At 39.1% G+C, this 11,988-nt stretch carries 11 protein-coding genes and 1 tRNA gene; 4 read left to right on the plus strand and 8 right to left on the minus strand.

The features are described from left to right. Together N3A72_08055 and N3A72_08060 are read right to left on the minus strand one after the other, a co-directional pair. On the minus strand, positions 1-757 hold a 757-nt coding region (locus N3A72_08055; GenBank protein ID MCX7919545.1), incomplete at its 3' end, for a LamG domain-containing protein. A 96-nt stretch (positions 758-853) separates the two neighbouring features. After that, positions 854-1,918 (minus strand): LacI family transcriptional regulator, encoded by a 1,065-nt coding sequence (locus N3A72_08060; protein MCX7919546.1) that lies wholly within the window; start codon positions 1,916-1,918, stop codon positions 854-856. A gap of 357 nt (positions 1,919-2,275) precedes the next feature. On the opposite strand from N3A72_08060, the gene N3A72_08065 reads away from it, so the two are divergent. The 4 genes from N3A72_08065 to N3A72_08080 all read left to right on the plus strand — a co-directional run bounded on the left by N3A72_08065 (position 2,276) and on the right by N3A72_08080 (position 7,173). After that, positions 2,276-4,408 (plus strand): hypothetical protein, encoded by a 2,133-nt coding sequence (locus N3A72_08065; protein MCX7919547.1) that lies wholly within the window; start codon positions 2,276-2,278, stop codon positions 4,406-4,408. A gap of 1,312 nt (positions 4,409-5,720) precedes the next feature. Continuing rightward, positions 5,721-5,987, plus strand: a complete 267-nt coding sequence (locus tag N3A72_08070; GenBank protein ID MCX7919548.1) for a helix-turn-helix domain-containing protein — start codon at positions 5,721-5,723, stop codon at positions 5,985-5,987. 95 nt (positions 5,988-6,082) lie between these two features. Beyond that, the gene (locus tag N3A72_08075; GenBank protein MCX7919549.1) at positions 6,083-6,793 is read left to right on the plus strand and encodes a phage integrase SAM-like domain-containing protein; all 711 of its coding nucleotides are present in this window, start codon (positions 6,083-6,085) and stop codon (positions 6,791-6,793) included. Beyond that, a complete protein-coding gene (locus tag N3A72_08080) occupies positions 6,790-7,173 on the plus strand; it encodes a tyrosine-type recombinase/integrase (protein ID MCX7919550.1) in 384 nt (127 codons plus the stop codon). The genes N3A72_08075 and N3A72_08080 overlap by 4 nt, the downstream gene beginning before the upstream one ends. Before the next feature lie 180 nt (positions 7,174-7,353). Here the strand turns inward: N3A72_08080 and N3A72_08085 are convergent. The 6 genes from N3A72_08085 to N3A72_08110 all read right to left on the minus strand — a co-directional run bounded on the left by N3A72_08085 (position 7,354) and on the right by N3A72_08110 (position 11,977). Beyond that, a tRNA-Leu gene (locus N3A72_08085) sits at positions 7,354-7,442 on the minus strand. A gap of 225 nt (positions 7,443-7,667) precedes the next feature. Beyond that, the gene (locus tag N3A72_08090; GenBank protein ID MCX7919551.1) at positions 7,668-8,363 is read right to left on the minus strand and encodes a Spy/CpxP family protein refolding chaperone; all 696 of its coding nucleotides are present in this window, start codon (positions 8,361-8,363) and stop codon (positions 7,668-7,670) included. A 216-nt stretch (positions 8,364-8,579) separates the two neighbouring features. Then, the gene (locus tag N3A72_08095) at positions 8,580-9,641 is read right to left on the minus strand and encodes a radical SAM protein (protein ID MCX7919552.1); all 1,062 of its coding nucleotides are present in this window, start codon (positions 9,639-9,641) and stop codon (positions 8,580-8,582) included. A gap of 40 nt (positions 9,642-9,681) precedes the next feature. After that, positions 9,682-10,374, minus strand: a complete 693-nt coding sequence (gene nfi / locus N3A72_08100; GenBank protein ID MCX7919553.1) for a deoxyribonuclease V — start codon at positions 10,372-10,374, stop codon at positions 9,682-9,684. A gap of 55 nt (positions 10,375-10,429) precedes the next feature. Further along, complete coding sequence (locus N3A72_08105; GenBank protein MCX7919554.1) at positions 10,430-10,774, minus strand: MTH938/NDUFAF3 family protein; 345 nt, start codon at positions 10,772-10,774, stop codon at positions 10,430-10,432. Positions 10,775-10,837: 63 nt separating this feature from the next. Next, complete coding sequence (locus N3A72_08110; GenBank protein MCX7919555.1) at positions 10,838-11,977, minus strand: Clp1/GlmU family protein; 1,140 nt, start codon at positions 11,975-11,977, stop codon at positions 10,838-10,840. Between the last annotated feature and the right edge of the window lie 11 nt (positions 11,978-11,988).

The following is an 11,988-nucleotide window of genomic DNA, read 5'->3' on the forward strand; positions in this document are numbered from 1 at the left end:
GTTCATCTACCGCACCACGGAATGGCATTAGATTCGTAGTCGGTGCAGTAGGAATCCAGACCCGTCCTGCAGCAAGTGCAGGATAATATATTTTCCAATATGCTTCGGTTATTGGAGTACCACCTAAATTGGTAGCAATTTGATTCCCATCGAAGTAAAATTTAACTTTATCGACATCAATGGGTTCAGATATATCATAAACCATAGCATAATGATGCCACTCATCATAAGTGAATCCGTCTTGTGGTCTAATCGAACAATAATCCCATTGGGGAGATCCAGACAATGTATATGCAACCAACTGCATATAGTGGTTACCCGAGGTATCTGCTGGAATTCCTGGATTACGTATTGATAATAGGAATCGGCCGGCCCCTAAATCAAGAACGCAATTTGAATATTCAAGCGTGCTATTTACGCTTGGTAAAATATACCATGCTTCAATAGTTATCGGTCCTTCAGTACGTGATATCGAGCCCGTAGTATCGATAATTAATCCGTTGATATTTCCGCCGGCACCAAATAATGCTTTTCCAAAACCATACATTGAAGTTCCTATAGTAGGGTCACTATACCCCGCAATGGTTGACATACTCACCGAAAAGGCATTCGGACTAAGGTCAATATAGGTAGTATCATCAAAATGAAGCAATAACACAGTATCACCATCCGGATTAAACGGCCCTGGTGGCGGTCCGCCGTAGACAACAACTGCACTACATAAAAGCCATATCGCCAGCATAACATATTTGTTCATAGCTACCTTCTCCTTCCTCTTATTATCCTTTTATTTCTTTCTGTTTATTTTGTTGGAACAAAAATAGTTCACCGCTTTTTAAAATAATTAGAATTACTATGCTGATACTCCATTTTGCACTTCAATTGCGCTTTTTACTTCCGCTACTGATTCGCGAACAACTAACTCTACAGGAAAAAGAATTTTTCGTGGGACATTTTCCTGCTGGTTCACTTTTGCTTCAATCAATTCGAGTAACCGTTGCATTCCGGCTAATCCCATTTGCAATGTTGGAATATTCATCGTGGTTAGTCCTGGGGTTAAATGCGCTACCCAATCCATATTATCAAAACCAACAACGCTAATTTCTTCTGGTACTCGATATCCTGCTTCGCGGATTGCTTTCATACATCCTGTAGCATAGTTATCAGTTACACAGAAAAAGGCGTCAATTTTCCCTTTGTATCTTTTCAAAATATCTAGAGTTGCTTCGAGGCCAAGAATAATATTTGATTGCGGTAAATCGTCAACGATTATTTCAGGTATGAGCGGTAGTTGGGCTTGTGCTAATGCCATTCGATATCCTGCCATCCGTAATAATGGTGAGTAATGTTCCGGGACTCCACCAATTAATCCAATCGTTCTGTGTCCTTTTTCGATCAAATAATTCACCGCAGTATATGCGCCTATAAAATTTTCACATTCAATACTATCTAACCTAAGATTAACGATATCATATCCCATTAATACTATCGGTACCTGCTGCCGTAATAGAAATCGAACATAGTCCGGAGGCATATATCCAGCGATTAAAATTCCTTTAATATCATTCTGAAAAAAATGCGGTTTCTCAAAATCGGATATTTCTTGTTGTGAAACTGAATTCAATATTACATGATAATTACGTCGTTCGGCTTCTTCTTGCGCTGCATGCACCATCCGGGTATAAAACGCTTCACCACTTACTAAAAACTCCTCACGCAATAATAAACCTACATTACCTCCGAACCCTTCATTTTGGTTAAATCGGTCAAGATTATATCCGAGCTCAAGACAGGTTTTATAAATTTCTTTACGAAGTGAGTCTGAGATACCAGGTTTATTATTTAGTGCTAAGGATACACTCGAAACAGAAATATTCAATTTTTTTGCAATATCTTTTAAGGTAGTTTTTGGTTTCATATTGTTCAAAAATATAATCTTCTAAAAATATATCACATTTTTTATATATTGTCAAGAAATATTTTATAAATTTTGAGTATTTTTTTATTAAATAATATTTAACAATTTACTATAATTTACTTGAAACATTATTCTTAATGTTGTATAATTGAACATTCATGGTGTAATTGAATAAGCTTAAAAAATTCGGTTAGAGAACAGTATTTGTGGTAATAAACATTTTTAAAATAATTTGAATATCGGCTTTCCTAGGTCAAAATCTAAACATCTCATTTTATAAGGAACCAACACTCTATGAATCAAATTTTTAAAAAAATAGGTATCAACCTAACGTTAATCATTTCGGGGTACATAGTTATGAATCAACCTATATATAGTAGTTCTGTTGAATATTTAAAACGCGATAACCAAGGGTTTATTCTTCGTTCTGGTAAATTTACAGTATATTACAACCAGCCGGAAATAGAAGGTAGTAAAAATATGATTATTATTTATACAGTTGAAACTGCGATTGATTCAAAAAATAACGGAATAGCAACCAGTATCGTTAATGGAACACAATTGATGCCAATACACACAACCCGAGATAAAAAAATATCTTATCGAGATACTATGACCGAGTTTCAAATAGAATTTTTAACGAAAACAACCTGGGGCACCATCGAATCGAGATTTATCGCATATCGAACGCATCCAGGATTATTCCGATGGTTTGCGTATATTGTTCCAGAACAACAATATTTAACTATTGCGGATAATCCACCAGAATGTGCATTTTATCCGAATTGGCATCGGATTAAAAAATATTGTGCTCAGATTGGACCTGCTTCTGGACTTATTTACTTTTACGACCGAGATATGGATGTTACCGCATTATATTTTGAAGATTATACTTCGTTGAATGACCTATATCGGTTAACCGGATTTGAAAATCCGTTTAATAGTGGACCTGACACTGGTTGGTCAGAAGGAGCGGTAACTCTTCCAATCTGGGGACACCCTGAACCGTATTCAGTTTATTTCACGAAAGCGCCTGCGCCTGTTCCCAAAGAGAAAATTTATCAAAAGTATGAAATTAGAGATACAAGCGGAAGGTTCGGATACCAACGTCCGGTAAGATTAACCGTTCCCCGTGGTAAAAAAATCTGTATTAATGATGCTTATCTATATCTTACATCTGAATTTGGCACTAATTCCGCTGCCGTTTGTAAGAAATTTGTCGAAATGCTAGCAGTGGTATATCAATATATCCCCAAACCACCGATGGAAACAATCGATTGGGCAAACGATATAGTTCCAAAACTGATTGAAAGTCTAAATGACCCAGGCAATTGGTCAAAACCAACTAACGGAGTAGAATATCTAACCGCGTATGTTAAAGACCGTCGAGGTCCGTATGGAGAATTAATCACGCAATTAGAAATACTCGTTCCATTACTTCACTATCTAAAAAAGCATCCGGAACAGAAAACTGCGCAACAAATTGTTTCGAAGCTCGAAAAAACTATTCCAACTTTTTGGGATGATAAACTAAAAACCTTCTCTGATGGCATTGCACCCGTTTCTTCAACTCAATCCGGCTGGTATTACTTTTTTCCTGGGATGCAGATGAGTGATTTAGCGAAACTGGGAAATCCGGATGCTATTCGGATGTTTCAAGGTACCCGCGATTTTTATCTTAAAGTTGGAAAACAATTTAACTATCAATTTGCATTTTTTAACTGGGAGACCGGAGAGGAATGGCATATGTATGAATATGATGTTACTGGTATGTTTATTAATCTTATGATGGACTATTATGATATGAGTCACGGAAAAGATACCGAATGTCTGGAAGCAGCAAAAAAAGCTGCTGAAGTTGTGGCCGGATTAGAATTCCAGTATGCTTATGAACTGAATTATACTGCGTCTGGCGCGGTTGGTTTATATCGGTTATATCAAGTTACCGGCGACGAACGATATCGGGACCTTGCTTATATCCCATTAGCCAACACCTTACGTTGGGCGAGTTTATGGGAATGTGATTATGGTGTCGGCGAACACATCCGAACATTTTGGAGTTTCTGTCCTACTCCTGGAAATCATTGTATGGCGGAATGCGAAAACCATCATTGTCGAAGATATCTAAAAGATTTTTACCGTCTTGCCAGTCAAGACCTTACTCCTGAAGTGAAACAGTTATTATCGGATAGCTGGAAATATGGACCGATGCAGTCATATTATACCATGCCGCCTATTCTAATTAAATCCGGTGCAAAATGGTCTTTAGTGAAAGAAGGAAGTGAAGAAACCGGCGGAGATAGTCGGGGATTATGGTCAATAGACTATTCAAGTTATGTTCCCCTAGAAGATGCGCATATGGGTTGGTGCCGAGAACCGAACTGGAATGATAAAAATCCGAAAAATGGTACCGTCGGTCAGGAGATTTACGGGGCTGGTGGTCCCATCTGGTATGCGCTCTGGCAGGACGAAAATTTAACGAAGTTCTAGAGAGATATAGTAAAAACTGATTCGGTTTTTAATGCCGATTCTCGCTCCTCATTCAATTTATTCCAATCGATGGCTAACATACCATCATATCGTTCAACAACTGGTAGACTATGATGATTGAAATTATTTCAACCGTTAACAGGTGATGCCGAACCATACCTACTATACCAGTATAATTAGTTCCACAAACACACTCCTCACCATCAGTATATGGTTTTCCTTGGATAAGTTGCAGTATGACATATAACTTTTCGGAATTAATATCCCTTTTTTATAATTTCGGAAATTAAATTTGGTGATTAGGCAAAATCTGGACTAAGTTCTAAACTGCTTAGTCAATGCTTACAGAAATAGATTTAATTATTCATGGTCAACGAGTTCCTCGCTGTCACGGAAATCGGATATATCAATTGTAGAATCAACGCTATTAATGCGCGCGTTGCTTTTGAAAATCAACGTTTGAAATGGCAACGGGAAGCGTAGATATTGCATTATTGTAGTCTGGAGATTCCGGCGTATAAAGCGGCCAAAGATTTGCACGTGAACTACCATACGCTGCATCGATAGTATCGCCTATCTCGACAAAAAATCACACATTTTCTGGAACAAGAAGCGCACCAATTGTCTGGTTAAATCGTATGCGATTAAAGCTACTTTGGCGGCAAACAGAAAGGTTACCTCGGCCGTGGTGCGCCTGGCGAAGTCATTGGTTTTGGCATACTGGAACACCAAGGGTGAATTCTGACCACCATCGTCGCTAATGTTAGTGTGCGAACGTTGTTGAACCACATGAAAACCCATGCAGCGAAACCATTTCTGCTTGATTTTGCTAACCAGGTTCTTAAAACACAAAAGGAACTGGATCCCTATACAGTCAAGGAAACATTGGTCTCACTGGAATCAGCGTATAAACGAACCAAAAGAGAGCCGGCGATATCCAAATCCGTTTTACGTAATGTAGCTTCTAATAAACATAAGAAAGAATACGAAAACACAAATACCAATCCTCATGATTCAAAATCTTTACCCCGCAGGAGGTTAGAGCCTCTAGTAATCAAATCCCGGGTTCCAGGTCCCGATTCTAGACACTATCCAATCGTAATAATTGATCAAACAACCGGGGAGGACTTGGTACCCAAACTAATGAACCGAGCTATTTTTAGCAATACCATTAAATTACCAACTATGTTGTGGAAGTAGGAACCAGATCATTAAATTAAATTTGATATGGTCAGCGGATATATCTACGATGATGAACCGTATTAATACTGGTTATCAAAGCGTGAAGATAACTATTAATCAATAAATGTTTATGGATGCCACTGAAGACCGCTATTTATCACTAAAAGAATTAAGTCGGTATTCCGGATTATCTGTGTCGTCCCTGAAAAGGCGGTTGCGTGAACCGGATGGAATTCCGCATTTCAAAACCGGTCATCGGGTCTTGGTTAAGAAATCGGAATTTGACCTCTGGATAGAACGAAACTGCCGTCCAAAAGTGGATCCAGGGCCAGAACGAGTTGCACAGTTAACCGCTGATATTATGAGATCAATCGCACATTATCAAAATGCAGCTTGACAGGTAGCGAAATTATCGGGTAGACTCCGGTCCTGCAATAGCGGTTATGCAATCATTACATATCACACTTTTTAATAGAAGTAGGTGAACCAAAAATGGCCGCAGTATGGGTAAAACAGCAGGATAAAAAATATAATAAAAAAGATAAATGGTCGGTGTTTATCAAGGTTCCTGGTAAAAAGAATCCGATTTTCCGAGCTATTGGTTATGATAAGAAGGAAGCGGAAAAAGTTGCGGCGGATAACCGGAAAAAATTAGCGCTTGAATTTCACCTACCGGATACCGGAAATAACCATATAAAGAAATCGACCATAACCTTCAAAGAATATGCGGATAAATGGTATCAAACGCATTCGCCATTCGATAGGCATAATCAATTGATAAATCCAGCATGTCTACAGGATCAGCTCCATTGGAAACCAACCACAGCGATCCGGAATGAAGAACTTATTCGGCTCTATCTGATACCAGTATTCGGTGAACTTCCGATGGAGAATATTAGTAAGACCAAAATTAAAGATTATTTTATCAACTTATCTAAACAGGGTAAGATCAAACCTAGAACCGTTAGTTCGATTTTTTCGGCACTCCGGACTATACTCAATGAAGCGATAGTAGATGAAATTATTAGCGCCAATCCGGTAAACGGTATCGCCAAATACCTGAAACAATATAGTAAGGGGAAAATACAAACAGTAGAAATCTTTTCGGAAGATGAAGTGCGGGCTATCTTACGCACCGCTAAAGAATCGTTCCCACATTATTATCCGTTTATTTTATGTGATGTGCTGCTCGGACTGGAATGAGAATAGGAGAATTAGTGGCGTTACGCTGGAAGGACATCGATTTTGCCCACAAACTCATTGAGGTTAATAAATCATTCTCACACGGATATGAAACGCCACCCAAAAATGGTAAGCTACGAAAAGTTGATATCTCGCAGCAACTGGAAAAAACCCTCCTTCTCTGGAAAGCGAACCAGCAAGAATTATATGAATCATTAGGTAAGTCGAATCCGGAGCTCGTATTTTGCACGATTAAAGGAAACCGCATTAATCCAAATCATTTCCGGGACTGGACCTGGCATGAATGTCTGAAAAAAGCCGGGGCCCGTTATCTTAAGTTCCATACTTGGCGTCATCAATATGCCGCGTTTTTATTAATGAATGGCGTCTCGCCAGTCTAGGTAAAAGAACAGCTCGGACACTACTCTATCGATTTTACGATTCGGGTTTATGGACATTTCATTCCAGGGAAAAATCGGGAGTTTGTTAATGGGTTAGATGATAAAGATGATACCGAGTTGGTGTACAAATGGTGTACAAAAAAAAATTAGACGTTTGATTCTATTGTAGCTAAAAAGGAGTGGTGCCGGAGACCGGAATTGAACCGGTACGGTCGTTGCCAACCGAGGGATTTTAAGTCCCTTGCGTCTGCCAGTTCCGCCACTCCGGCATAAGAACTAAATGTTGATTGTTTGAAACCGATACTTATAATTTGTGAAAATAATATACCGTAATTTACCTGGTTTTGTAAAGAATAATTTCATCGAGTAAGTTTGCAAAATTCCACATCGTTAGCGGATGCGTAATACGAGGGGACTAAGAAAACGATATCAAAGTTTGTGTATTATTTTCAGGCAGCGTTTAATCGACAATTAACCAAACGCTGCCGGATTATTTAATCGTTTCCCGATTCTTCTTCTTGTAGCTGTTCTTTGTCTGGTTCACTCTCGTCAAAGGATTTAAATCCGCTCGGATACTGGGGAGTATATTCACGTGGCATCGAGCCCGGTGGTATGATTGGTGGATGTTGTCCTTGTCCCAGCATAGGCATGACACTGCGTCTTTGGATTAATCGCTGAATGAACTGTAAAGCTTTCTTCTGTTGTTCCGGAGTCAATACTTTTTTCGCTTGTAAAATACTGTCTATACCAGATTCAATCATTTCTGCTGTTAACCTTCCAATTTTTCTACTGATTTCTTTAATTTGCGCTTCGTCGATAGTAGTATCTCGTAACGCATTTAATAGGTCTATTTTCTGAACCTCTAGCTCGGCTTTCAATCGGATATTCTTCTTTTTCTGTTCAATAAAAATCGTTTCGATTTGTTTCTTCTGTTCAGGAGACAAATCTAACAATTTCGCCGCTTGTTCCCATAACATCAATTGGTCTATCGCATCAAATCGGAGCATCCCTGGTCCACCCGGATTTACTCCTATATTCATGCTTGGATTCATCCCCGTATTCGGTATCGGATACAACGGATTTTCTCCCCATATACATTTATCTGCTTCCGGTTTATTTGGTTGCTCAGCAATACCAACCCCGGTAATCAGCAGAATTAAAACTAAAATAAGCCATCGATTTTTAATCATGAATTTCCCCCCTTTCATCTTTTGAAAAAATAATTTTTATTTTTTCAAGAGTTTTATTTCTACTTCGCAGAATCTATGCCAGATTCACCTAGATTCCTAACTATCAGCAAATCAATCTTTTCTAAGCAAATTTTCCGCTAATTTCGTGAGCGCAACATCCCCATTCGTTCGCTATTGTTCCAGAAAGAACATCGTAACTAGTAATTATTTATGGATTCACCCCGTTAAGAGATGGATATTTCCAATATTAACTCGATTAACCCCGGCATGTAATGCTGCCTGTTTACAATCTTCGGCGAGTTTTTTTGATGTTGGTGGTAGATCAGTCATATAAAATTCCGGATGGAACGCAAGCAATGAATATGGTATATCCGGATTTAAACGAGCGATAAACTGAGCTAGTTTACTTACCTCATCAATTTCAACATACCCTGGAATTAATAATGTACTTGCTATTACAAGTGGTGGAATTGGTCGTTCTGGAACGCGCTCTGCAGCAAGAGCGAAATTCGATAATGTGCGCTTATTGCTCGTACCACATAATCCAATATGAACCGATTCCGTCCACGCTTTCAAATCAAATTTAATACATCCGCCAGATTCTAAACTTAACTCGAGCATCTCTCCTAATAATTCAGGATTCATTGACCCGTTTGTTTCCCAGCAGATACGGAGAATCCGATTTCGTTTTTTATGTTGTGCTAGTCGAGCAACTAAAATCGCATGGGGTAACTGTGCGGTTGGATCGCCGCCAAAATAACATATACATGCGGTTCTCCCGTCGACTACATCTGCAAGTTGTTCAGCGGTAACATAATTTTGGTTAAATGTTTGTTCTCGATAATGCCAGTTCTGGCAAAAAAGACAATCGAATGTACACGCATGGTAGAACACCGCCAAATTTTTATATCCATACTCTGCCCCATTGACATAAGCATAGTCGGGATACCCACAACCCGTTCCGCCGGGACATACCCAATCGGCAACACAGTTAGTAGGTAATCGGTCGAAATACCACGATACATTCGCTTGCGTTGCTGAAACTCCGCTGAGTTGATTCTCACAGTTCAATCGCAATCCGCAATAACTGCGCATACCTATTCCCATCCTGCATTCGTGAACGCATATCCCGCACCGGATACCATCGGGTTGTTTGGGTGCATATTCCGGCAGACCAAATTCTGCACGTATTTTACAATGGACGTGTTCAACCTGCGCTCTCACGTTATCAAATTGATCCCGCAAACAGGCTGAACAAATATTGAGTGGATAAGACACAAATTTTGAGATTACTCCACAGTTGATGCATCGACCCATATCATCGGTTCTTCTCTTTCTGTTTTATCAAAATATGCGCTAGCCGAATCGGTTCTGGAATCCGATATTTTTGAGTACACGTGAGAACAATTTCAATTGCTTGTTTTAAATCAATTTTATGCCCGACAGATACATAAACCGGTCGTACCTGTGTTCTTGTCCTAACGATAGCTCCGATAATTTCATTGGACTCTTTTTCATCAAATAAATATGATATTTCTCCTCTTTTACTCCCTGGAGTTACCCCATGACCATAGAGTAAACTTTTCGCACAACCGATCGTCGGTTTATTTAACCAGAGTCCAAGATGCGTTGCAATTCCCATTCTCCGTGGATGAGCGATCCCTTGACCATCAAATAAGAAAACATCCGGCACGGTTTTAAGTTGTCTAACTGCTGACAGAATAACCGGTCCTTCACGAAAGGTTAATAAACCGGGAACATAGGGAAATTGAATCCTTTTAGTTGCGGTAACGGATTCAACAATTTTTAACGTAGGATACTGTAAAACCACTACTCCAGCGGTTGCTTGATTTCGCGAAATAGAGTACCCCACATCAATACCAGCAATTACATCGCATTTGCTCCATGCTATATTTATCGAAATGTATCGAATCTGGTCTCGCAGTGCGTTCTGAATGGTTATAGCTTCTTGCGGAGTAACTGTCCAAGAATGGAGCGATGGATATTTCATTTAATCAACGGGTTTGGGATTTCGGTTATTTTGTTTGATGATAGTCTTATCCTATTCAACACGTTAGATGCATCATAGCAATAACCTGCGTTTTACATTCTGCAAGCTGGTTATATTCTTTACATACGACTCCTGTTTTTCCAGCGAGTAATCGAATATGCCGTTCCTGCAGATATTTTTCAGTTTCCGGTAGGATGCGCATAAACCCGAAATATCCTGTTCCGATAATAAGAATTTCAGGATTACGAGTTAAGACTTCTCCTACATCAACTATCCCGAGTTCATGGCCTATCTTTCTCCACCAATTACTGTCTACATAATCCGGATAGATGATTACATCAGATCGAAACTCTTGCCCATTAATGACGATTTTACCAAAATCATACGAGTCGATATGCATAGTTTTCCTTTGGTTTTTATTTGGATAGCTCCATTTGGTTTCCCGCCCTACGCTAGGGTTAGATTATTCGGAATCAGCGGTTCTACTCCATAGTTTTACATTATGGCTATTGGCATTATTTCGTCCCAGTTCTTTCCCCGAGTGGTCAATACGGATGAAACCAAATTCGAGCAAGTGAACAGATGTAATATCGACTAAAGGTGTAAATATTTTTATTTCTTTTGACGGAAAATTGATATCGTCAATCAACCCGATACCAAGAGTCTCATTCTGTTCAGAGTTGAGTCCGATCATTAAATTCTGAAGTTGTCCGAATTCAGTAATGTGAAATTTCTTTATCCCAAAATGTGAACTGAGTTTATAAAATTCATCTCGGGTATATCCTCCGTCAATAACTAAACCAATACTATCACCGAATTTTTCACCATAAAGTACCGTGGTCTCCAGTGTAGTTTCTATAAAGGCAACTTCATTTTGATGCAGCTTTCTCCCAAGATTAAACCACATGTTATGAAATCCAACTTGACTTAACGGTATTTCAAGTAATTGTGCTGAACTAAAATATGCAGCAAATTTCTTTTCGCGATACATGCGTCGCATCTCTTGGGTTCGTGGGACAACTTTTTCAGAAACGAATAACCGGTATATCTTATTCCAACCGAGTTTCTCCTGCGGGGACAGTAGATGCTCGATTTCTTTATTCCGCTGAAATGCAACTAGATATTTCGGACGCAATAGTTCAATTTTACGAAATTTTAACTCTTGCGCTATATCGCCATAAACTAAGCCGGTAGTGTCAATCACAACCAGATTCGCGTTGTATACCACTGCTTTTTCAACCAGTTTCTTTATTCCAACAAGCGTGGTCAACAGATGACCAACTGGCGTAGTATCTCCGATAAAGTGTAATACCACTTTTGATGTTTTGCTAAGTTCTTGCACGTCGAGAGTTAAATGATCTTTCGGAAAATCGGTTGGATGAGTAAAACATCTCATTCCAATCGTACCTGGTAAGCCCAATGTTGACTGACCCATATCAGCATCAATTAACGCAACGGTTAATTTTTGTTCAAGTGCTTGCTGAATTAGATATTGCGCAAACGTACTTTTCCCCGTATCAATTGCACCTAACAGCATGATTAGACCCGGTTGTTTGAACATTTCCGTTATCACTGATTTCCATTCAGGAGATGGGATTATCATAATCAAAACGT

It is taken from the genome of bacterium, from assembly GCA_026416715.1.
Lineage (GTDB): Bacteria > UBP4 > UBA4092 > JAOAEQ01 > JAOAEQ01 > JAOAEQ01.